Origin of the sequence: Lysobacter sp. BMK333-48F3, assembly GCF_019733395.1 — a bacterium.
In the GTDB taxonomy this organism is placed as follows: Bacteria; Pseudomonadota; Gammaproteobacteria; order Xanthomonadales; family Xanthomonadaceae; genus Lysobacter.
This window is the reverse complement of the sequence record NZ_JAIHOO010000001.1, coordinates 3,282,115-3,304,403: the sequence shown is the minus strand read 5'-3', so window position 1 is coordinate 3,304,403 and position 22,289 is coordinate 3,282,115. Positions and strand designations below refer to the sequence as shown.

General features: G+C 70.3%; 19 protein-coding genes, 1 tRNA gene and 1 other RNA gene. 9 read left to right on the top strand and 12 right to left on the bottom strand.

Features of this window, described 5'->3' with window-relative positions; genetic code table 11:
* The first annotated feature begins 28 nt into the window (after positions 1–28).
* Positions 29–607, top strand: coding sequence for a Maf family nucleotide pyrophosphatase (locus K4L06_RS14165; RefSeq protein WP_221671984.1), 579 nt, complete (start codon positions 29–31; stop codon positions 605–607).
* A 35-nt stretch (positions 608–642) separates the two neighbouring features.
* Here the strand turns inward: K4L06_RS14165 and K4L06_RS14160 are convergent, their stop codons facing one another.
* Positions 643–2,499: a glycosyltransferase family 39 protein gene (locus K4L06_RS14160; protein ID WP_221671983.1), complete on the bottom strand. Its 1,857-nt coding sequence runs from the start codon at positions 2,497–2,499 to the stop codon at positions 643–645.
* Between the two features lie 371 nt (positions 2,500–2,870).
* Between K4L06_RS14160 and K4L06_RS14155 the strand changes: the two genes are divergently transcribed.
* Genes K4L06_RS14155 through K4L06_RS14140 form a run of 4 tightly spaced genes read left to right on the top strand, consistent with a single transcriptional unit; the run spans position 2,871 to position 7,372 of the window.
* Entirely contained in the window at positions 2,871–3,839 is a 969-nt protein-coding gene (locus K4L06_RS14155) for an AAA family ATPase (protein WP_221671982.1), read from the top strand.
* 11 nt (positions 3,840–3,850) lie between these two features.
* Positions 3,851–4,849 (top strand): DUF58 domain-containing protein, encoded by a 999-nt coding sequence (locus K4L06_RS14150; protein WP_221671981.1) that lies wholly within the window; start codon positions 3,851–3,853, stop codon positions 4,847–4,849.
* The gene (locus K4L06_RS14145) at positions 4,842–6,890 is read left to right on the top strand and encodes a DUF3488 and transglutaminase-like domain-containing protein (RefSeq protein WP_221671980.1); all 2,049 of its coding nucleotides are present in this window, start codon (positions 4,842–4,844) and stop codon (positions 6,888–6,890) included. Before K4L06_RS14150 ends, K4L06_RS14145 begins: the two co-directional genes overlap by 8 nt.
* Positions 6,887–7,372, top strand: coding sequence for a Slp family lipoprotein (locus tag K4L06_RS14140; protein WP_221671979.1), 486 nt, complete (start codon positions 6,887–6,889; stop codon positions 7,370–7,372). The genes K4L06_RS14145 and K4L06_RS14140 overlap by 4 nt, the downstream gene beginning before the upstream one ends.
* Before the next feature lie 207 nt (positions 7,373–7,579).
* Here the strand turns inward: K4L06_RS14140 and K4L06_RS14135 are convergent, their stop codons facing one another.
* From K4L06_RS14135 to dnaX, 5 genes are all read right to left on the bottom strand, one after another.
* The gene (locus K4L06_RS14135; protein WP_221671978.1) at positions 7,580–7,933 is read right to left on the bottom strand and encodes a histidine triad nucleotide-binding protein; all 354 of its coding nucleotides are present in this window, start codon (positions 7,931–7,933) and stop codon (positions 7,580–7,582) included.
* Between the two features lie 179 nt (positions 7,934–8,112).
* Complete coding sequence (gene recR, locus K4L06_RS14130) at positions 8,113–8,706, bottom strand: recombination mediator RecR (protein ID WP_221671973.1); 594 nt, start codon at positions 8,704–8,706, stop codon at positions 8,113–8,115.
* 16 nt (positions 8,707–8,722) lie between these two features.
* Positions 8,723–8,956 (bottom strand): hypothetical protein, encoded by a 234-nt coding sequence (locus K4L06_RS14125; protein ID WP_221671972.1) that lies wholly within the window; start codon positions 8,954–8,956, stop codon positions 8,723–8,725.
* A gap of 13 nt (positions 8,957–8,969) precedes the next feature.
* On the bottom strand, positions 8,970–9,290 hold the full coding sequence (locus tag K4L06_RS14120; protein ID WP_221671967.1) for a YbaB/EbfC family nucleoid-associated protein: 321 nt from the start codon (positions 9,288–9,290) through the stop codon (positions 8,970–8,972).
* Positions 9,291–9,421: 131 nt separating this feature from the next.
* On the bottom strand, positions 9,422–11,875 hold the full coding sequence (dnaX, locus tag K4L06_RS14115) for a DNA polymerase III subunit gamma/tau (RefSeq protein ID WP_221671966.1): 2,454 nt from the start codon (positions 11,873–11,875) through the stop codon (positions 9,422–9,424).
* A gap of 289 nt (positions 11,876–12,164) precedes the next feature.
* Between dnaX and K4L06_RS14110 the strand changes: the two genes are divergently transcribed.
* Positions 12,165–12,257, top strand: a tRNA-Ser gene (locus K4L06_RS14110).
* A gap of 939 nt (positions 12,258–13,196) precedes the next feature.
* Here the strand turns inward: K4L06_RS14110 and K4L06_RS14105 are convergent.
* Positions 13,197–14,189, bottom strand: a complete 993-nt coding sequence (locus K4L06_RS14105; protein ID WP_221671965.1) for a hypothetical protein — start codon at positions 14,187–14,189, stop codon at positions 13,197–13,199.
* Positions 14,186–15,184, bottom strand: a complete 999-nt coding sequence (locus K4L06_RS14100; protein WP_221671964.1) for a hypothetical protein — start codon at positions 15,182–15,184, stop codon at positions 14,186–14,188. Before K4L06_RS14100 ends, K4L06_RS14105 begins: the two co-directional genes overlap by 4 nt.
* An 845-nt stretch (positions 15,185–16,029) precedes the next feature.
* Between K4L06_RS14100 and K4L06_RS14095 the strand changes: the two genes are divergently transcribed.
* Positions 16,030–17,304 (top strand): glycoside hydrolase family 55 protein, encoded by a 1,275-nt coding sequence (locus tag K4L06_RS14095; RefSeq protein WP_221671963.1) that lies wholly within the window; start codon positions 16,030–16,032, stop codon positions 17,302–17,304.
* Positions 17,305–17,572: 268 nt separating this feature from the next.
* Here K4L06_RS14095 and K4L06_RS14090 read toward each other — a convergent pair whose 3' ends face one another.
* Complete coding sequence (locus K4L06_RS14090; RefSeq protein ID WP_221671962.1) at positions 17,573–18,307, bottom strand: metallophosphoesterase family protein; 735 nt, start codon at positions 18,305–18,307, stop codon at positions 17,573–17,575.
* 159 nt (positions 18,308–18,466) lie between these two features.
* On the opposite strand from K4L06_RS14090, the gene ffs reads away from it, so the two are divergent.
* Positions 18,467–18,563, top strand: an RNA gene (gene ffs, locus K4L06_RS14085) — signal recognition particle sRNA small type.
* A 59-nt stretch (positions 18,564–18,622) separates the two neighbouring features.
* Here the strand turns inward: ffs and K4L06_RS14080 are convergent.
* Positions 18,623–19,510 (bottom strand): NAD(P)H-binding protein, encoded by an 888-nt coding sequence (locus K4L06_RS14080; protein ID WP_221671961.1) that lies wholly within the window; start codon positions 19,508–19,510, stop codon positions 18,623–18,625.
* A 258-nt stretch (positions 19,511–19,768) separates the two neighbouring features.
* Between K4L06_RS14080 and K4L06_RS14075 the strand changes: the two genes are divergently transcribed.
* Entirely contained in the window at positions 19,769–20,746 is a 978-nt protein-coding gene (locus tag K4L06_RS14075) for an AraC family transcriptional regulator (RefSeq protein WP_221671960.1), read from the top strand.
* Positions 20,747–20,755: 9 nt separating this feature from the next.
* Here the strand turns inward: K4L06_RS14075 and K4L06_RS14070 are convergent, their stop codons facing one another.
* Together K4L06_RS14070 and K4L06_RS14065 are read right to left on the bottom strand one after the other, a co-directional pair.
* The gene (locus K4L06_RS14070) at positions 20,756–21,757 is read right to left on the bottom strand and encodes a YncE family protein (protein ID WP_221671959.1); all 1,002 of its coding nucleotides are present in this window, start codon (positions 21,755–21,757) and stop codon (positions 20,756–20,758) included.
* 109 nt (positions 21,758–21,866) lie between these two features.
* Complete coding sequence (locus K4L06_RS14065) at positions 21,867–22,289, bottom strand: molybdenum cofactor biosynthesis protein MoaE (protein ID WP_221671958.1); 423 nt, start codon at positions 22,287–22,289, stop codon at positions 21,867–21,869.

Genomic DNA, 22,289 nt, shown 5'->3' with positions numbered 1-22,289 from the left:
GCCATCTCAATAGAGCAAGAGACTCGCGATGCCCTCCCCGCTGATCCTGGCCTCGACCTCGGTCTACCGCCGCGAACTGCTCGGCCGTCTGGGCCTGGCCTTCGACACCGCCCGCCCGCAGACCGACGAGACCCCGCTGCCCGGGGAGGCCCCGGCGGCACTGGCCGCCCGCCTGGCCGTGGCCAAGGCCGCCGCGGTCGCGGCCCAGCAACCGCAGGCCTGGGTGATCGGCTCGGACCAGGTGGCCGAGTTCGACGGCCGCCCGATCGGCAAGCCCGGCGGCCGCGACGGCGCCCTGGCCCAGTTGCAGGCCATGTCCGGGCGCGAAGTGCGGTTCTTGACCGGGCTGTGCGTGCTGCGCCACGGCCGGCCCGCGCTGACCGCGCTGGACACGACCACGGTCCGCTTCCGCGAACTGGACGCGGCCGAGATCGCCCGCTACGTCGACGCCGAGCAGCCCTACGACTGCGCCGGCAGTTTCAAGTCCGAAGGCCTGGGCATCGCCCTGTTCGAGGCGATCGAGTCCAGCGACCCGACCGCGCTGATCGGCCTGCCGCTGATCGCCACTGCGCGACTGCTGCGCCAGGCCGGCTACGCCCTGCCCTGAGCCTGCCGCGCCGGAGCGAGCGGATGCGTCCGCGCTCAGCGCGGCGCCAGTTCGATCGGCTGTTCGGCCCAATCCTCGACGCTGCCGTCGCGGCCGTGCAGGCGCAGCCCCAGCCAATGCCGTCCCGGCGCCTGCGCGTCCAGCCGCACGCGCGCAACGAAGCCGATCCGCGGATGCTGGGGATCGTTGCTGATCCGCCAGAACTCGCGCACGCCCGGCAACTCGCGCCCGTACTGCGCCGGCGCCAGCGGCCGCCCATCGAGCAGGATCTCGACCCGGGCCAGGCCGACGCCGTCCTTGAACGCCCAGCCGGCGACCTCGAACTCGCGCCCGACCCGCGCGCCGGCCGCCGGCGCGTCGACCCAGGCCATCGCCGGCGTCGTGCATGCGCCCTGACGCGGCCGGCCGTCGAGCGCGAACAGCAGGAAACGCTGCCGGCCGTGATCGACGTTGAGCGCCTGCGGCGCCGGCAACGGCCCGAGCATCGCGCACAGGTCGTGGTAACGCTGCAGCAGGTGCTTGTAGTCGACCTCGGTCGCACCGACCACCAGCAAGGCCGGCTCGCCGGCGACATCGATGCGGCGATCGCGCTCCAGCCCCCACAGGCGCAACTGCGGCGCGCGGCCGTGCTTGTGGTTGATCGGATGATCCAGCACTTCGATCCGCGCATCGCCCAGGGCGAAGCCGAGTTCGGCGCCGATCTTGAAGTTGTCGGCCAGCACCCGCGTGTTCGGCGGCGACTCGCGCAAGCGGCGTTCGACCTGCGCGGCCAGTTCGTTCCAGCCGGCGAAGTTGGACGGGTACCACTTCTCGCCGGCGCTGCGCGCGCGCAGCGCCGGCACCGATACCGCGACGTAATAGCCCAGCACCGCCAGCACCGCCGCGCCGGCGAGCGCCGCGGTGAGGCCGCGCGCCCAGCGCGGCCAGGCCGCGAGCACGCCCGGCAACAACGGCAGCAGGGCCAGATAGCCCGGCAACGGCCAGTGGAAGCTGACCCGTTCGGTATCGGCGAAAAAACCGAGGGCGAAGAAGCCCAGCACGATCAGCGCCCCGGACAGGGCGAAGTAGCGCGCCGCCGGCGTCGCCGCGCGGGCGCCGCGCCAGGCGGCCAGGACCAGGGCCGCCAGCAGCGGCGGAGTGACCAGCAAGGCCTGAATGGCGACGAACCACAGGCCGTCGGCGTGAAACGCCCAGGGATGCCGGTCGACCAGTTGGAAGCGCAACCCGGCGTCGGCGTTGTCCATGTTCCAGGCCACCAGCGGCGCCCAGGCCGAAGCGCCGATCGCCGCGGCGATCAGCACGCGCACGTCGCGCAGGGCGCGCCGCCCTTCCGGCAGCAACAGCAGCACCGCGCCGCCGACCGCGATCACGGCGATGAAGCGATAGTGGCTGAGCGCGCCGAGGGCGAGCCCGGCGGCGAGTTCCACCGCCGCGCGCGCATCGACCTCGCGCAACAGCCGCGCGCCGGCGTCCAGGCACAGCAGCGTCGCCAGCGCCATCATCGCGTCCGGCAAGGCGAGCAGGCCGAGCGTGCCCGCCAACGGCAGCAGCAGGCCGAAACAGCCGGCGACCCAGCCGGCGCGGGCGCCGAACTCGCGCGCGGTCATCCGCACCAGCAACAGCGGCACCAGCGCGGCGACCGCCAGGAACGGCAGGCGCAAGGCCCAGGCCTGGGCGCCGCCGAGTTCGACCCCGAGCCGGGTCAGCCAGGCGGTCAGCCCGGGCAGGTCCGAATAGGCCGCGGCCGGATGCTGGCCCTCCTGCCAGTAGAAGGCTTCGTCGACGAACAAGGGCAGGCGCGCGGCCACCGCCGCCTTCAACGCCAGCAACACGCTCCACAGCGCCCAGAACGCGCGCGCGGCATCGCCTGTGTCCTGCTTGGGTTGCCGCATCGACGCTCGACCTCGCTACACTTCGAATGGGGTTGGACCTGCCGCGCATCGGCGCGCACGAATCCTCGCACGCCGCCGTTCGGGCGATCGTCGCGGGCGCGCCAGACTCGGCAAATCCGCACGACCGGGCCGCTCGACCGAACGCCTGCGGCGAAGCCCGCACGGCCGGGCCGCAGGCGAGATCCGCACGCGAACGCCGGCACGGCGAACGCTGGTTTTATCGACATCCGATTTTTGTTGATGCCCGTCCCAGAACATCCGCACGCACCCAACCGGCGGCTGCACCGATCGCGACCGCGCGCGATGATGCTCCGACGACGGCGCGACGCGGCATCGCAGCGACGACGATACCGACACAGGAACCCAGCACGATGACGGCAGGCAAGACCACGGCGGCGAATCCGGCGCAGCGCGAGACCATCCTACCCGACGCCCTGCGCAGCGCCCTGGAGCAGGCGCAGGCCCAGGTCAACTCGCTGGTGCTGGGCAAGGCGCAGGCGGTGCGGCTGGCCTTCGTCGCGCTGCTGTCCGACGGCCACCTGCTGATCGAAGACCTGCCCGGCCTGGGCAAGACCACGCTCGCGCATGCGCTGGCGGCGACCCTGGGGCTGGAGTTCCAGCGCGTGCAGTTCACTTCCGACCTGCTGCCGGCCGACGTGGTCGGCGTGTCGGTGTTCGATCCGCAGTCGCGCCAGTTCCAGTTCCATCCCGGGCCGGTGTTCACCCAGGTGCTGCTCGCCGACGAGATCAACCGCGCGCCGCCGCGCACCCAGAGCGCATTGCTGGAAGCGATGGCCGAACACCAGGTCACCGTCGACGGGCGCACCCACGCCCTGCCCGATCCGTTCTTCGTCATCGCCACCCAGAACCCGGTCGACCTGTCTGGCACCTATCCGCTGCCGGACTCGCAACTCGACCGTTTCCTGTTGCGCCTGCACCTGGGCTATCCGGACGAAGCCGCCGAGCGCGACCTGCTGGCCGGCGCCGACCGGCGCAACCTGATCGCCCAGACCCGGCCGCTGCTGAGCGCCGAAGACGTGCTGGCGATCCGCCGCGCGGTCGACGCGGTCTACGCCAGCGACAGCCTGATCGGCTACGTGCAGGCGCTGCTCGCGCGCAGCCGCAAGCACCCGGGCGTGCGGGTCGGCCTGTCGCCGCGCGCCGGCCTGGCCCTGTTGCGCGCCGCGCGCGCCTACGCGCTGCTGCTCGGCCGTTCGCACGTGGTGCCCGAGGACGTGCAGGCGCTGTTCGCCGCGGTCGCCTCGCACCGTCTGGTGGCCGAGGCCGATGCCGGCCCCGACGTGGCCAAGTCGATCCTGTTCGCCGTGGCGGTGGATTGAACCGGTCGCGCATGGCCCAGGCCGCAACGACCGCCGCGCCATCGCCGCAGCCGCGCCTGAGCCAATGGCGCCGGCGCCTGCTGGCGCTGACCCGGCCGCGCCGCCGCGAAGCCTTGCCGGCTCGGTTCGACCGCCGCCGCATCTACGTGCTGCCGACCGGTTTCGGTGCGTTCTACGGCGCCTTGCTGGCGACCATGCTGCTGGGCGCGCTGAACTACAACAACAACCCGGCGCTGCTGCTGGCGCTGCTGCTGGCCGGCGCCGGCCTGGCCAGCCTGATCGCCGCGCAGTTGCAGTTGTCGGGGCTGAGCATCGTCGCGATCGACGCCGAACCGGTGCCGGCCGGCCAGCCGATGACGGTGCGGGTGCATGCGCGGGCCAAGCCCGATCGCGCCCGGCGCGGATTGCGCGTGGACGACGAAGGCGCGCTCGGCGCCGGGGTCGCCGCGCTCGACCTGGACCAGGGCGCCGGCGAAGCGGCGCTGCGCGTGCTCACCGAACGGCGCGGCTGGCTCGAACTGCCGCGGCTGCGGGTGTGGACCACCCGGCCGCTGGGCCTGGCGCGGGCCTGGGCCCTGGTCTGGCCGCAGGCGCCGCTGCTGGTCTACCCGGCGCCGGAACCGCACGGTCCGCCGCTGCCGACCGGCGGCGGCGACCAGGCCGTGACCCGGCTGCACCCGGCCGGCGAGGATGTCCACCATCTGCGCGCCTACCGTCCCGGCGACGCCCGCCGGACCATCTCCTGGAAGCATTCGGCGCGGCGCGACATCCTGCTGGTGCGCGAATACGAACAACCGCTCGGCGCCGACGTCGAACTGGAATGGCAGCGCCTGACCGGGCTCGACCAGGAAGCGCGCATATCGCGCCTGGCGCGCTGGGTCGACGAGGCCGAACGCGACGGGTGCCGCTACCGGCTGAGCCTGCCCCACCAACCCTCGCTGGGCCCGGGCAGCGGCTCGGCGCATCGCCATGCCTGCCTGCGCGCCCTGGCGCTGATGCCGCATGGCTGAGCTGCGCCTGCCCTTCGCCGCGTCCGCCCGGCGCGCCGTCGACGCCGCGCCGGCCGAAGGCCTGCCGCCGTCGGCGCGGCGCGCCACCCTGCTGGCCGGCGCCAGTTGCCTGCTGCCCTTGCTGCTGCAATTGCCGCCGAGCATCGCCGGGCTGATCGCCGCGGTCGGCGTCGGCATCGGTCTGTTGTCCTGGCGCCGCCCGCTGCCGAGCACGCTGCGCCTGCTGATGGTGCTGGGTCTGGTCGGCGCGGTCATGGTGCTGGCCGGGTTTTCGCTCGGCCGCGACACCGGCTGCGCCCTGCTCGCGGCGATGTTCGCGCTCAAGCCGTCGGAGACCTACACCCTGCGCGACGCGCGCAGCCTGATCGGCTTCGCCCTGTTCGGCCCGTTCGCGACCTTCCTGCTCGACCAGGGTCCGTGGTCGCTGGCGTTGGGCCTGGCCGCGGCGATGCTGGCGCTGGCGACGCTGCAGCGCCTGGCCGAATACGAATCGCGTCCCGACCCGGCGCGCGCCGCGGAACCGGCCCTGCCGCCGAGCCAGCGTCTGCTGGCGATCGGCCGCCTGATCGCGATCGGCCTGCCGCTGGCGCTGGCGGTGTTCTGGCTGTTCCCGCGCCTGAGCTCGCCGCTGTGGGGCATCCCCGACCGCGCCCTGGCCAAGCCCGGCCTGTCGGACCGGATGAGCCCGGGCGAGATGGTCGAGTTGCTCAACGACGAGACCGTCACCCTGCGCGCGCGCTTCCGCGGCGCCGCGCCGCCGACCTCGCAGATGTATTGGCGCGGGCCGGTGCTGTGGAATTTCGACGGCCGCGAATGGACCCGCTCGCGCTGGGTCCAGGGCCTGCCGGCGGCGCCGATCCGCGCCGCCGGCAACGGCTGGGACTACGAATTGGAGGTCGAACCGACCGACACCCGCGACTTCGTCGCCCTGGACCTGCCGCGCGCGGCGCCTGCGGGCGCGCGGCTGACCCTGGACCACAACCTCTACACGCGCCGCCCGCTGAGCACCCTGACCCGCTGGCAATTGCATTCGGCGCCGCCGGCCAGCTACGAGCCGCAGCTGCGCGAAACCATCCGGCGCATGGCCCTGGAACTGCCCGAAGGCTACAACCCGCGCACCCTGGCCCTGGCCCAGCGCTGGCGCAGCGAAGCCGGCGCCGACGACGCGGCGATCGTGCGCCGGGCGATGGCGATGATCCGCGGCGAGTTCGCCTATACCCTGGCCACGCCCCTGCTCGGCCGGCACTCGGTCGACGAATTCCTGTTCGATCACAAGGCCGGCTATTGCGAGCATTTCAGCTCGGCCTTCGTGGTGCTGATGCGCGGCGCCGGGATCCCGGCGCGGGTGGTCACCGGCTACGCCGGCGGCTACTACAACCCGGTCGGCAACTATTGGCTGGTGCGCCGTTCCGACGCCCACGCCTGGGCCGAGGTCTGGCTGAGCGGGCGCGGCTGGATCCGGGTCGACCCGACCGCGGCGGTCGCGCCGGAGCGCATCTACGACACCCTGGCCGACCGCCGGCCCGGCACCGGCGGCCTGTTCGGCGGCATCGCCGCGGCCACGCCCTTGTTCAATCTCAGCGACTGGCTGCGCCGCGGCTGGAACGATTTCGTGCTCGGCTTCGACGCCAGCCGCCAGCAGCGCATGCTGCAGCCGTTCGGCGTCGACCGCCTGGACAACCAGAAGCTGGTACTGCTGTTCGTGCTGTTCGCCAGCCTCGCCGGGCTGTGGATGGTCTGGCTCAGCAGCCGCGGCGAACGCGAGCGCGACCCGGTGGTGCGGGCCTGGCGCGCCCTGGGCCGGCGCTACCGGCGCCTGGGCCTGGAGCGCCAGCCGCACGAGCCGGCCCTGGCCTGGGCCGAGCGGGTCGGCCGGACGCGACCGGAATTGGGCGAAAGCTTGCTCCGGCTCAGCCAACATTTCAGCGATTGGCGCTACGCTGGTACTGAACCCGGGCGGCGCGAGGCCCGAGCGCTGCGCAACGAACTGGTCCGGGCCTTACGCGCGCACCGGCCCGGCCCTTCTGGAGAACGACGATGAAGCTGCGTCTTGCCGTTATCGCTGTCGGTGTCGCGCTGCTCGGCGCCTGCGCCACCCAGCCCAAACCGCTACAGGGGGCGTTCTCGCCCATCACCCCGGCCGACGCCGCGGCCAACGACAGCACCGGCGCGGTGGTGCGCTGGGGCGGCCGGATCGTCGATGTCGAGCCGCAGGCCAACCGCACCTGCTTCGAGATGATCTCGACCCGGCTCGGCGATTCGGGCCGGCCGTACTGGGCCAGCGACGACGTCGGCGGCCGCTTCCTGGCCTGCCGCTCCGGGTTCTACGACCCGGCGCTGTTCGAGAAGAACCGCGAAGTCACCTTCACCGGCCGCATCGCCGGCTACGAGTCGCGGCGCATCGGCGGCTACGAGTACCGTTTCCCGCAGCTCGACGCCGACGTGGTCTACCTGTGGCCGGTGCGCGAACGGGTCGACGTGATCGAGCGTCCGGCGCCGTGGCCGTGGTGGGGTTGGTGGTGAGCGCGGCGCGCGATCGCGGTCGCGCGAGGCAGTGACGACGAAGGCGCCCTTGGGCGCCTTCGTTGGTTTTGCCGGTGGGGTTTTTGGGGGCGCCGAAGCAAGAGCCAAGGGCAAATCCCCCCTGCCCCCCTTTTTCAAAGGGGGAAAGGCTTGGGGCGAAGGGAGGTGCGGCGGCAGCGGTTCGAACGCGCGCTGCGCGGCGCTGCTTCAGCGCGGGGTGCCGAAGCGGCCGAGCTGGTCGCCGGCGAGCAGGTGCAGGTGCAACTGGAACACGGTCTGGCCGCCGTGGCCGTTGCAGTTCATGACGATGCGGTAGCCGTCTTCGGCGAAGCCTTCGCGCTGCGCGTACTGCGCCGCGGCATGGGCCAGCCGGCCGACGATCGCGGCCTGATCGGCCTGCAGATCGTTGAGGGTGGCGATCGGCGTCTTCGGCACGAACAGCACGTGCACCGGCGCCTGCGGGGCGATGTCGCGGAACGCGATCAGGTCCGCGTCTTCGTAAACGATGTCGGCCGGCAGCTCGCGCCGGATGATCTTGCCGAAGATGGTCGAGTCGGTCATGGGGCCGGGAATGGGGAATGGGGAATGGGGAATGGGGAATCGTACCTCGCGGCGGCGGACGAATCCTCGCCCCCGCTCCCGTTCGAACCTTTCATCCGCAGCGAACGATGGACCCAACCCGCCCTCAGCGCCCTGCTCACCCCATTCCCTATTCCCGATTCCCCATTCCCCGCCCCCAGCTACATCTCGCTCCGGCTGCCGAACGCATGCGACAGCGTGCCGCGGTCGACGTACTCCAGCTCGCCGCCGAGCGGGACGCCGTGGGCGAGGCGGCTGGGGCGCACGCCGTGCTGGCGCGCGAGTTGGGCCAGGTAGTGGGCGGTGGCCTCGCCTTCGACGGTCGGGTTGGTGGCCACGATCAGCTCCTGCACCTCGCCTTCGGCCAGGCGCGCGGCCAGCGCGTCCAGGCCGAGTTCGCGCGGGCCGATGCCGTCGAGCGGGCTCAGCCGGCCCTGCAGGATGAAGTACAGGCCGCGGTAACCGGTGGCCTGTTCGATCGCCAGCCGGTCGGCCGGCGATTCCACCGCGCACAACAGGTGCGCGTCACGCGCGGCGCTGGCGCAGGTCGGGCAGACCTCGCTCTCGCTGAAGTCGCGGCAGCGCACGCAATGGCCGATCTTGTCGATCGCCTCGGCCAGGGCCTGGGACAGGCGCTGGCCGCCGGCGCGCTCGCGTTCGAGCACGTGGTAGGCCATGCGCTGGGCCGACTTCTGCCCGACCCCGGGCAGGACCCGGAACGCGTCGATCAGTTGTTCGAGCAGGCTGCTGCTCATGCGCGCCGAGGTCCGCTCATTCGCTGATGGTGAAGCCGCTGCGCGCAGCCGGCTCGCGGTTCATCGCCCGCACCACGTTGAGGCAGACGATCGCGCCGAGCAAAGGCAGCAGCCAGACCAGCGCCGACTGCAGCCCCTTCTGCGCACCGGTCAGGTCCGGCTCGCGCCAGATCGCCCAGGTGGCGTAGGCGTCGAGCCCGAGCAGACCGGCAGCGACTATCGCGGCGGTGGCGCCGATGTGCAGGTTCATGGACGCGCGTCGCTCAGAACGGCAGCTTCATGCCCGGCGGCATCGGCATGCCGGCGGTGGCGGCCGACATCTTGGCCTGCGACTCGGCGTTGATCTTGTTGACCGCGTCGTTGAAGGCGGCGGCGATCAGGTCCTCGACCATTTCCTGGTCGGACAGCACGCTCGGGTCGATGCGGACCTTGCGGCAGTCCATGCGGCCGGTCAGGGTCACGCTGACCATGCCGCCGCCGGCGCTGCCGGTGACTTCGATCTTGGCCAGTTCTTCCTGGGCGCGCTGCACGTTTTCCTGCATCTTCTGCGCCTGTTGCATGAGTTGGGCGATGTTGCCGCGCATGGTGGTCCTGCCTCGTGGTCGTGTTGGGAATCTGGAGGAGCCGGTCGGGGCGACCGGATCCGGACAGCGGCGCCGCGCGAGGACGGCGCCCGCTCGAAGGGATGAGGGCGCGGCGGGCGCCGCGCAAGGGCTCAGGGCTCGTCGTAAGGGCGGATCGAGTCCGGCACGAGCTTGGCGCCGTGAACGTCGATCAGCCGGCGCACGTCGGGATCGTTCATGAACATGTCCTCGGCCGAAGCCTGGCGCTCGTCGCGCGCGCGCAGGTTGCGCGCATGCATCGATTCGCCGCCGGCCTCGGTCTCGAAGCGGATCTGCGGAGCCGCGCCGAGCCGCTGGGCCAGCGCGTCGGCGACCATCTTGATCAACGCCGGCGCGCGCAGGTGGTCGTCGTTGGGCCCCAGCGACAGGCTCAGCACGCCGTCGGCATAGCCGAGAAATCCGGAATGCTCGGCCAGGATCCGCGCCGGGCCGCGCAGGCCGCTGGCATCGACCAGGGCGTGCCAGGCGTCGGCGTCGGCGATGCCGCCGCCCGCGCCGGCGCGCGCCGGCATCCTGATCGGCTCGGACGCACGCGGCGCCTGGCTGGCGAACATGTCTTCGCGCGGCACTTCGTCCGGCACCACGCCGGGCGGCGGCGCGACCGCGACTGCGGGCGCGCGCGGTTCGGGTTCGGCGGCGATCGGTTCGACCCGTGCCGGCTGCGACTCGGTATGGATGGACTCGGTACGGACGGATTCGATCGGGTCGGGTTCGACCGGGACAAGCTCGACGGCCGGCGCCGGGGCGTCCTGCGGCACCGGGCGCGCCTGCTCCTGATGGGTCGGCTCCTGATGGGCCGGCTTCTGATGGGCCAACGCCTCATGAGCCCGTCCCTCACCGCCCAACTCGCCGCGAGCCAGTTCCGGACGAGCGAACTCCGACCGGTCAGGCTCCGACCGGCCCGACGCCGGCCGCGACGGCGCATCGTCCTCCGGCCACAGCGGCGCTTCCTCGCGGACCGCATGGACCGGCTGCGGCGGACGCGCCGGCTCGACGCGGCGCGCCGGTTCCTCGTCCGGCCACAGCGGCGCTTCGCTCGCCGGCGCAGCGGCGACCGGCGCAGGCGTAGGCTCGATCCGGGCCGGCTCGTTGCGGGCAGGCGCGGGCTCGACCGGCTTCGGTTGGGACGACGCCGCTACGAACGGCGATGCTTCGAACGGCGCGACCGAACGCGGCGACGGTCCGGAACCGGACGCGTCGCGCGCCGGTTGCGCTCGCGCCGCGGGTTCGACCGGAGCGGGTTCGACCGGAGCGGGCTCGAACGCGGCAGGCGCGACCGACGTCTTCGCCGCCGCAGCAGGCGCTGCGGACGGCGCCGATTCGCGCGCCGCGCCCTCGCGTACCGGGCCGGCACCCATTTCGCGCATCGCCGCAGCCGCCTGGGCGGCGGCGTCGCGGCCGCGCGCGGGCTCGCTGCGTCCGCCCGAGCCCGGCGCCGGGCCGGGTTCGGCCGCGCCGGAGGGGCGGAAGGCGAGCATGCGCAGCACGCTCATTTCGAAACCGGCGCGCGGGCTCGGCGCCAGCGGCAGGTCGCGGCGTCCGTTGACGCTCATCTGGTACCACAGCTGCACCACCTCCGGCCGCAGCTGCGCGGCCAACGCGTCGACGTCGACGCCGTCGGCCTCGACCGCCGCTTCCGGCACCAACTGGCGGACCTGGATCCGGTGCAGGGCGTCGCTCAGCGACTCCAGCACGCTGCCCCAATCGGGCGAGAACTCGGCCAGGGTCGCGACCTCGGCCATCAGCCGGGCGCCGTCGCCGTCGCCGAGCGCGGCCAGCACCGCGCCGACCCGGGTCCGGTCGACCGAGCCCAGCATCGCCGCGACCGCGCTGCCCTCCAGGCGCGTATCGCCGCCGGCGCCGCCGTAGGCGATCGCCTGGTCGAGCAGCGACAGACCGTCGCGCAGGCTGCCGTCGGCGGCCTTGGCCAGCTGGCGGATCGCCGATTCGTCGACGCCGATCTGCTCGGCGGCGAGGATCCGGGTCATCTGCCCGCTGATCTGCTGCTCGTCCAGGCGCTTGAGGTTGAACTGCAGGCAGCGCGACAGCACCGTCACCGGCAGCTTCTGCGGGTCGGTGGTGGCGAGCAGGAATTTGACGTGGCCCGGCGGCTCCTCCAGCGTCTTCAGCAGCGCGTTGAACGCCGACTTCGACAGCATGTGGACTTCGTCGATCAGGTAGACCTTGACCCGGCCGCGGCTGGGCATGTACTGGGCGTTGTCGATCACCTCGCGCACGTCGTCCACGCCGGTGTTGCTGGCGGCGTCGATCTCGAGCAGGTCGATGTAGCGCCCGGCGTCGATGTCCAGGCAGGCCGCGCACTCGCCGCAGGGGTCGGCCGAGGTGCCGCGCTCGCAGTTCAGCGACTTGGCGAAGATGCGCGCGATGGTGGTCTTGCCGACGCCGCGGGTGCCGGTGAACAGGAAGGCGTGGTGCACGCGCCCGGTGCCGAGCGCGTTGGTCAGCGCACGCACCACGTGCTCCTGCCCGACCAGTTCGGCGAAACGCTTGGGGCGCCACTTGCGGGCGAGGACGAGATACGACATCGGATCCTTTGCGATGAGGCGTGCGGACGAAGCGCCAGGGTAACGCGGCGGCGCGACGGCGCGCGCGAGCGGAGGCCGGCGCGACGCGGGGGAGACCCTCGCATTGTGCCACGCCGGCCCCTCGCGCCCGCCCCTCGAAGCAAGGGCGCAACCCGACCGCCACACACCGGACCCGGGCCGCCCGCACCGGGCAGAGACCGCCCCGCCGCCGCCCAGCTTGTCCCCCAGGGCCCTGCAAGGCTAGAATTCCCGGCTCTGAACGGCCCGCCCAGGCGGACCGCCAGATCCCGGAGAGGTGTCCGAGTGGTTGAAGGAGCACGCCTGGAAAGTGTGTAAGCGTCTAAACCGCGCTTCGGGGGTTCGAATCCCCCTCTCTCCGCCAGTTGAAGTAAAGAAAGCCCCCGAGTCCGCTCGGGGGCTTTTTTGTGCTCGCCGCATGCGAGACGCCCGCCCCAGGCCGCAGCGCGGTGGACGGCCAGCGGCTGGGCCCGCCCCCGGCGCCGGCAGCCTCGCAGACTTCCGAGTTCAAATTATTTCGACTCGTCGAACAGTTGACTCTTGACCCATAGGTCGAAGGTTCGCCCCCCTTACGACTCGCCAAGTGCCTGCTCTACGACAGTGCTCGAATTAGGCCGAGCCGATGAAGCGGCTTCGGCCTGAATCAATCGTTGGCATAAAACCGTCGGTTGGGCGTCCCAAAGCCTGAGGACTGAACCGGCATGTTTCCCGAGAACACTCCCTCGAAGACAAGCTGGGCCCTCTCCCGGTAGTCATAGACCTGCGCATAGTCAGGTTATCGATCCTGAAGGCATCGTTTGGATAGAAGTCCGCTCCGAGACTGACCATGGTGTAGCTGAAGAGGCGGAACAGGGGACACATCAGCCGGGGAAAATCCTTGGGTGAGCGGCAAGGAAGTAAATGAGGCCTCCAACTCCCAGCACTTCTCAGTGTCCCAGACGGCCCGCTCATGCAGGGCGCCGTTGAACGAATCTTCATCGTAGCGGTCGCTCCAAGCAACGTTTTTGAGGATCGCCTCGATGTGATCCATGGCAACCCCTACCCTTTCCGGACCAACGTGGGCCTAAGCCCCTGTATCGACGCACGCTTCATAGGCCTAAAAATAAGAGTTCTAGGTAGACGTCGCGACCACCCTCATAGTTGGGGCATCGCTTCATGGCCAAACCCTCTTGGATTTTGGTCCGGCATGGCCAGGAATTCCCCATACAAAGAACTAAGCCCCGATCCTCAGGGACTTAGTTCTTTCTGCCTATCGGATTCTTTGCCCGGTATCGCGCTAAAGAACACGCGTCTGTTCTTCATGTCACTGGGTAATGATGATCCTGTTGCCGCCCACAGGATCTGCGCTGTCGGTCTGGGTCGCGCCGGGCGGAGTGGTGCAAGTGCTGGTGTGGTCGACACTGTTGGTCTTCATCCCATTGGCGTCTATCAGCGTCGTGCGCCAACGGAATGTCGCAGTGGGAAGGGGCGTGGTATTAGTGCACCTGAAATAGAAAGTCAGCGGCGACGGCGTTTGAGCACTGTAGGTTCCGATGTAGTCGCTGCACTCCCAGCCGCTGGCGCATTCGACGATTTTCGTCTCTCTCCTAACCGGAAAGACCGGCGCGCCCTTGTAGAAGACTCGGGCCAGAATATTGGCACCCTGCGGCCCCGCCACGTTCTCGAGGGCCATGATCCTGAACGTCAAACCGTAGGCTCGGATGTACTCCTGCCTTTCGGCTTCGCACAGCACCCTACGCGACTCGCCCTCTTTCAGCGTTTTGTACATCGAACAACCGGTCTGGTCGTAGGTGTGCTGAAAGCCGACAGCATGCCCAAACTCGTGAAGGATCGCCGACTCCCAGTCGTACTTGTCCGGCGGCACGCTACTGCCGGTATCGCAACTGAACTGGAACAGCCCCTGAGTCTGATTCATGTGCCGCCGATCCACGAATATATCGGCGTTCAGAATCGTTCCCGTCTGGGAATTCGTCATGATCCGGGCTTCCATAAGGGCGCCGGGAAGCAGCTGCGCGTCGTCTTCGACGGTTATGTGCGAATAATTGTAGGCCTGAGTTTGCTCATCAACGCGAGGATGCGTCGCAAGCGAGTCGGTCTGCAGATGCAAATCCACTCCCACGCGGTTCCAGGTATTGCTGGCCCCTATGCTGGAAAAGATGCAGGCCGAAACTGAGTCGTGAAACCCAATATTGACCGAGGCGGCCTCCCATTGCGAAGTGATGACCGGCGCCTGGGCCGACGCTTGAAAGCCGCAGACGGCCAGGGCCGTCGCCACAAGCATGCGAGCCGAAATCATGGCGTGCTCCCGGCGCTACGCTTGCCAGGAGAAAACTTCTTTAACTCGTTCGCAGCCTCGGCGATACTGCGCGGGTCTTCGCCCGAGCGCGTGGCGCGCGGACCGTCCCGCAGGGTGTCGTTGGGGAGTATTTCGTACGCCAGATACGGCACCGCGATGAAACCGGCCTCGGTTTGCTTGCGCTTCTCAGCGACCCACTGCTCGTACCAATTCTTCGACAATACCAACAAGTACTTCTTTCCCACCGTGAATTCGATGTCGGAGGTTACGGTCAGGACGGTGCCATCCGGGTTCGCCCCGGATTTTCGTGGGACGTAAACCGTGTCGCCTGGCGCCCGCGCGCCCTTAAGCGATTTCACAACGGTAAACGGACTCGTCGACAAGAACCCATCCAAGCGTGCCCGACCGTCCATCGTCTTGCCTGCTGTTGCTATGACCACGGTGTCGGCCATGAGCATTTGCTCGGCGGCAGTGGTGCTGCCCGCAAAAAACCGCTGCGCGATATCGAACAAGTCAATCTCGCTTTGCCGGTAGACCGCCACGTCCTTTGCCGTGAACCCCAGCGCCGCCAGGTCGACCGCGGTCTGCTGCGTCAACGCTTGCACTTGCTCGGGTGTGGGCCGCGCGCCTTTGAGCCCCCCGCCCACCGCGCCGTGCTTGACTTGAACTTGGCTAGCCCCCAACAACTGCTGGTAATTGCTGTAACGACCCCGTTTGGCCAGGGCCTGGAGACGGCTTTGCTGCTGAGTCTGGATCTGCGTACGACCGCCGTCGGATACACGCTGATTGGTGGCTGCAGTGGCTGCGGAGAAGCTGCAGCCGAACAATATCGAAGCCAGTATTACGGATCCCCGCATTTCACATTCTCCTTGTGGTAATCGCTTCCGGAACCGGTTTGCAACTGATCGAGAACGGGTGAGGAATGCGTGGAACTCCCTTCTCTCTATTGCGACCGTACTTTTTTCGTCGTAATACGCGCCCGGGCGCTTGCGCATTTTCGGAACCGTTGCGCATCTCGGGCACAGCGATTGCGACTGCCGATACGCGAAGCTCCCGGCGGCGCGGAACCAGGGGGCGACGCAGCGTCAAGCCCAGACCGCTCCGATACATGGGTCTTCCAACGCATCTTGCCCCAAGCATCGCCGCCCCATGATCGCCTGGCAAGTTATCCCGTACCGCACCGGCGCGTTCCATCATGGACCGCCCGCCTCGCAAGAACCGAGACGAGGCGCGGCGTACCAGGCCGCATGCGGCGTGTTCTCGACCAGATGCCGATTGCAGTCCGGCGCGATTAAGTTGAAGTAAAGAAAGCCCCCGAGTCCGCTCGAGGGCATTTTTGTTTCATCGGCGATGGCCACCCGCTGCATCCCGCTCGACGATCGGGCCGTACCGTCCGCAGCCACCTTGCCTCCATCGCTCTCCTGCTCTGACAGGTCTACTCCCGGCGACCTGCGCTCTCGACGGCCTGCTACCGACAACCTGCCCCGGCCGGCTTGAGCACCCGCGCGCCGGCATCGCGCCATACCCGACGCAGTCCGCCGCGCGGCGCATCGTCGCGCGGCCAACGCACGCAATGCAGCGCAAGCGCCTTCCATCGCCGACCGGCGGTCGCAGTGCGGCGCGTCGGCGTATGGACAGAGCGCGACTGCGGACTCACTACAACCTTTCGTTACAACTGCCATCGCAGTTGCACAGGCGAACTGCGTTGCGCATCGCAATTCCATCGAGGCGTCGCGCCTAGATTGCGCGCGGCTTGCGACGGACCGGCTCCACCCGCGTTCGCCCCCGCCGCCGTCGCGGCCCTCGCCCTTGCGGGCGCATCCACTACACAAGGATTCTCATGAGCAAGAAATCTTCCGGCAACGACGCCACTCCGACTTCGCGTTCGCGCCGCCAGCTGATCGGCGCCGCCGGCCTGATGGCCGCGGCCACCGCCGGCGCCGGTGCGGCCGCCGCCGCGGCCGTCGCGCCGACGCCGCGCCGCACCGCCGCCGCTGTCGGCACCCTGGCGCTGCCGGCCGACGGCCGGGTCAACGTCAAGGACCACGGCGCGCTCGGCAACGGCAGCACCGACGACACCGCGGCGATCGAGCGCGCGCGCGATGCGGTGTTCGCTTCGGTCAACAGCAACGGCTGGCTGACCCATCATCTGTACTTCCCCGCCGGCGTGTACCGGGTGACCAAGGCCGACGCGCTGCTGCCGATGGTCGGCCCGCAACTGCGCAACTACGTGATCGAAGGCCAGGGCAAGCGCAGCTCGGAAATCCTGTTCGACGCGCCGCTGGTCAGCGGCGACCGTTTCAACAACAACCTGATGACCGCGGCCGGCCGCCTGCGCCAGTTCCGGGTGCGCGAGATCGGCTTCCGTTCGGCACGCGCCGGCCTGAGCTGGCTGTTCGCCTGGTCGGCGGTCAACGATTCCAACCAGGACTTCGCCTTCGACGACGTCGAATGGCGCGGGCCGTGGGAGCGCATCATCGGCCTGGACGGCCCCAGCGATTCCAACCTCAATTCGGAGTGGTCGTTCAACCGCTGCCACCTGACCAACGACGTGGTGTTGAGCGACGCCTTCCTGCACTCGGGCATGTCGCCGGAATTCTCCCAGCAGGACCAGTTTCTCAATTTCTGGTTCCGCGACTGCAAGTTCGAGTACAAGAGCGGCACCCTGCTGCGCTTCGCCAAGGGCGGCTACATCAACGTCTACGGCGGCTCGTGGATCCACACCAATACCGACCCGCAGGTGCCGTCGGTGTTCTTCGACCTGCCGGCGCAGAGCCATTCCAACACGGTCAAGACCCTGGTGGTGATCGGCGTGCGCTTCGAGCTGCGTTCGACCAGCAGCAAGCTGCTCAACTGCGGCTGGGACGCCAAGAACGGCAGCCTGACCTTCATCAGCTGCACCGACGCGGCCTGGTCGCACGTATCCTCGGTCGGCCCGGTGTCGTTCCCGGTCACCTACCGCCCGCGCAACGGCGACATGCCGTTCGTGAAGTGGCAGTCCTGCCAGCTGATGGGCCGGCACGAGTCCTATGCCACGGTCAACCGCGACCGCTTGTTGTTCGAGCAGTGCAACACCTTGAACGCGACCGCGGCGACGTTCGTGGTGCAGCGTTGATGTGAACCGTTGCGATCGTGGATCGCGCCGCAGCTCAGAGCGAAGACTCGGCGGCTGTTGCGCCGACGAATCCGCCAAACGGCGGCCGTAGGAACGATCGCGAATCCCAGGGGCGGCGCACAGGACGTGCGCCTTGCTCTGAAAGCGCTTGCTTCGATTTCGAGGGGCGAAGGGCGGTGCGGGCGCTGCGCGTCCCGTGTCGCGGCTTACGCCGCTCCTGCAGCGAGCCGGCGAAGGGAACCAGCGCGCGATGAACCGTTGCGGGCGTCTAGACCCGGCCGGTCAGCAGCGCGCGGGCCCAATCTTCGCGGCCGTTGCGCCGGGCCAGCGCCGCCGCCGCGCCCCAGTCGTAATCGACCTGCAGCAGTTGCGCATGCCAGCCGCGGGCGTCGCGTTCGACGATGGCGTAACGCGCCTGCGGCGTGCCGTTCTCGACCCGGTGCGGATGCGGGTGTTCGCCGGCGTAGGCCTGCAGGCCGACGCTGCCGGGATTGACGATCAGGCGGCCGTCGTCGAGCCGCACGGCGCGCGGCACGTGGGTGTGGCCGCACAGGATCAGCCGCGCCGGATCGGCGCCGGCGCGCCGGGCGACTTCCGCGGCGCTGGCCGCGCGCATGCCGCCGGCATCGACGGTTTCCAGAAAACATTCCAGGTCGCTGGCCGGGGTGCCGTGCACCAGCAGCACCTCATCGTCCAGGCGCAGGCTCGGCGGCAGACTGCGCAGCCAATCGCGCTGGTCGGCGCGCAATTCGCCGGCGGCATGGCGGTCGGAGGCGCTCATGCGCTCGGGCGGGTCGTTCAGCACCTGGCGCTCGTGATTGCCGGCGATGGTCGGCCAGCCCAGGCCGATCAGGCGGTCGGCGGTTTCGCGCGCTTGCAGCGGCCCGGACAGCAGGTCGCCCAGGTCGAGCGCGCGCTCGACGCCGCGGGCGCGGAAATCGGCGATCACCGCCTCGAGCGCGGCGAGGTTGCCGTGGATATCGGAGAGCACTGCCAGGCGCATGCGCCGATTCTACGGCCGAACGGCCCATCCCTCGCGCCGCCGCATGCCAGGACCGCCGCGCTGAACGCCGGCCCCCGCCGCGATTGCGTCGCGGCGGGGGCTCAGGCAGAATGCCGGGCCTCGCGACGCGCCCGCGCATCGCCGAGTCTATGGTGGCCCCGTTGGCGCCTCCGCGACGATAGGTCGAAAACCCCGCCAGGGCCGGAAGGCAGCAACGGTATCGACTGATTCGGGCGCCGGAGTCACGCTTGCGGGGCCGCCGCCTTTTCCGGGCCCGAAAACGCCCGACCGCACCTACGTCGCGCGCCTCTCCCCTCACATCGCCCGCCAGGCCTGCGCCAGCTCCGCGGCGAAGTCTTCGAACCGGGTCGGCGTGGTGTTGGTCGCATTGCGCCCCTGCAGCGACCGGATCAGCCCGGCGTTGATGCTGTGCGCCAGCTCGACATAGGCCGCGGCCAGGTCCGGGGCGAAGCCGGCGCCGACCAGCGCGTCCACCGCATCGCCCGCGTCCAGTTGCCGGTACTCCAGGTCGGGCCGCCCCAGGCGCTCGCCCAGGATCGCGGTGGCCTGGGCATGGCTCAGGTCGCGCTCGCCGAGCACCTCGCGCACCTCCACCCCGCGCCAACGCCGCGCCAGCAAGGCCCAGGCCGCGGTTTCGGCGATATCGCGCGCGGCGATCATCGGTAGCGGCGCGTCCGGCGCGAACGCGTCGCCGACCCAGCCGCAGGCGCGGATCGAACCGAGCGCGCCGTGGAAGTTCTCCATGAACGCGCCGGCGCGCAACACCAGCAGATCGAGTCGGTCGATCGCGCTCAAACGCTGCTCCTGCCGGCGCATGCTCAGGATCGGCCCGGTGCCTTGTTCCAGATCGGCGCCGAGGCTGCTCAGGGCGATGCAATGGCGCAGCCGGCTGCTGTGCAGGGCGCGCGCGATCGCCTCGCCCTGGCGGTCCTGGGCGACGTGATAGCCCGGCGCCGAGATCTCGTACGGCAGCAAGGTATAGGCCGCCGCGGCGCCGCGGAAGGCGTCGGCGAGAAACTCCGCATCGGCCGGATCGCCGGCGCGGACCTCAGCGCCGGCCGCGGCCAGCGGCGCCAGGCGTTGCCGGTTGCGGCCGAGCGCGCGCACCGGCACGCCGGCGCGCAGCAGATGGTGGACGATGGCTCGCCCGGTGTGGCCGGTGGCGCCCATGACGACGTACATGGCGGAACTCCTGTTGGGGCTGGGAACGAGGGGAAAGAAACGAGGAACCAGCAGCGCGAGAACCGTGTCGCGGGCTCGCCTTCGTTGCCGCCCACTCTCGTCCCGCGGCCGCCGCCGGCCCATGCCGGGGCGTCGCGGATTCTTGATCGCGCGTCCAGGAGGGCGGGAGCGCGGACTCGGAATCCCGCAGCCGCTGTCTTCTGTCTCCTCAGCGTCGACGCCTTGCCCTGGGCGACCGCGGCGCCCCACACTCCCCCCATGCCCGCCCCCGACGTCTGGTCGCCGCTCGATCCGCTCGGCGAAGCCCTGCACTCGCTGCGCATGAGCGGCGCGTTCTATTGCAGCTCGGAGTTCAGCGAACCCTGGGGGCTGGCCCTGCCGGCGATGCCGCAGTGCCTGATGCTGCACGTGGTCACCCAGGGCGAATGCTGGCTGGAGCTCGACGGCCGCGCGCCGCTGCCGCTGCGGCCGTTCGACCTGTTGCTGGTCCCGCACGGCCTCGGCCATCGCCTGTGCAGCCGGCCGGGCGTACTCGCCACGCCCTTGTTCGATCTGCCGCGAGCGCAGGCCGGCGAGCGCTACGAGGTGATCCGCCTCGGCGGCGGCGGCGCGCCGGCGCGGCTGCTGTGCGCGGTGGTGCGTTTCGACCATCCCGCCGCGCAGCGGCTGATCGGCCTGCTGCCGCAGGTCGTGCACGTCGGCCGCGACGACGCCGACGACGGTCCGCGCAGCGACTGGCTGCGCAGCACCCTGCGCTTCGTCGCCAGCGAAGCGAGCGAGCTGCGCCCCGGCAGCGAAACCGTGATCACCCGCTTGGCCGACATCCTGGTGATCCAGGCCATCCGCACCTGGATCGAACGCGATCCGGCCGCGCGCAGCGGTTGGCTGGGCGCCCTGCAGGACCGCCAGATCGGCCGCGCGATCGCCCAGATCCACCGCGAACCGGCGCGCGCCTGGACCCTGGCGGCGATGGCGCAAGTCGCGGCGATGTCGCGCTCGGCCTTCGCCGCGCGTTTCCACCAACTGGTCGGCGAGCCGGCGATGCAATACCTGGCGCGCTGGCGCATGCACATCGCCCTGACCTGGCTGCGCGAAGGCGACCGCGCCGTCGCCGACATCGCCGAGCAACTGGGCTACCAGTCCGAAGCCGCGTTTTCGCGCGCGTTCAAGCGCGTGCTCGGCATCACCCCGGGCGCCGCGCGCCAGGGCGAAGCGACGGTCGCGCTCGACGCCTGAAGAAACCGCTCAGGGCGCCGCCGTCAGCGCCAGCGCATCGGGCTCGCGTCCGGTCGGCCAACGCGCCGTCACCCGCCAGCGGCGACGGTCGATCACCGCGATCTCGTCGCCGCCGCTGATCGCGACATAGACGCGCGGCCGCTGCGGATCGGCGACGACCCCGATCGGCAACGCGGCCCGGCCGAGCAGCGTGTCGCGGTACTGCGCGCCCTCGCGCGCCAAGGCGATGCGCGCCTGCAGGCGCTTGCGTCGCGCGTCGAACACCGACAGCGTCGCCGCGCGCGCGTTGCTGACCAGGGCGTAGCGGCCGTCGGCGGTGAACGCAACCCGGATCGGAAAGCCGGGGCTGTCCAGGGTCGCGCGAACCGACAGGTCGCGCGGGTCGTGCACCGTCACCGTACCCGCGTCGCGGTTGCCGACCCAGATTTCGCCGCTGCCGGGCCGCACCGCCAGGCCTTCGGCGCCGGCCCCGGCGGCGACTTCGGCAGTCTTGCGGTTGTCGTCCAGGTCGATGCGGCTGAGGCTGCCGCGGTCGATCTTGCTGACGTAGGCGCTGGCGCCGTCGGCGCTCAGCGCGACCATGTGGCCGCGGCCCTCGCCGAGCGCGATCTCGGCGACGATCCGGCCGCTGGCGACGTCGACCCGAAGCAAGTGCGCGCTGGCCTCGGTGGTGACCAGCAATTCGCGCCCGCCGGGCAGGAAGCGCAGGCCGTGCGGGCGGCCATGGCGGCCCAGCTCGATCCGCCGCGGCGCTTGCCTTGCCTGCAGATCGAGCACGGTCAGGGTATGTCCGGGCGCGTCCTTGTCGCCGTAATCGGCGACCACCGCCAGCGCACCGTCGACCGCGATTTCGTGCGGGCCGTGGCCGCTGGCGAATTCGCCGAGCTTGCGGCCGTCGTCCAGCGACAGGCGCCAGACCGTGTCGGCCGCCTTGTTGCCGACCAGCAGTTCGCCCGCGGCCGCAGGCGCGATCAGCAGATACAGGCCCAGTCCCAGGGATCGCAAGCGCATGGCGGTCCGGCTCCGATGAGGTTCGCGACAGCGCGCGACGGCGTCGAGCGGAGCCTAGCGTAACGCCGGCCAGCGGCCGCGCACCTGCGTCGCATTCGCGCGACCGCGTTTACGGCGGTTCGGGATGCAGCCAGTCGGCGGCGCCGTCGGCGTAGCGCTCGTGCTTCCAGATCGGCACCCGCCGCTTGGTCTCGTCGATGATGTAGCGGCAGGCGGCGAAGGCGGCGTCGCGGTGCGCGGCGCTGACCCCGACCCACACCGCCAGTTCGCCGATCGCCAGCTCGCCGACCCGGTGCACGCAGCAGGCTTCGACGATGGCGAATTTCTCCAGCGCCTCGTCCAGCACCCGCTCGCCTTCGGCCGCGGCCAGGGCGGCATAGCTCTCGTAGCGCAGGCCGGCCACCGCGCGGCCGCCGTGGTGGTCGCGCACCCAGCCTTCGAAGCTGGCGTAGGCGCCGGCGCGTTCGCTGAGCAGGCGCTCGCGCAGCGGCGCGATGTCGAAGGCTTGCTCGGACAATCGGAACCGGGTCAT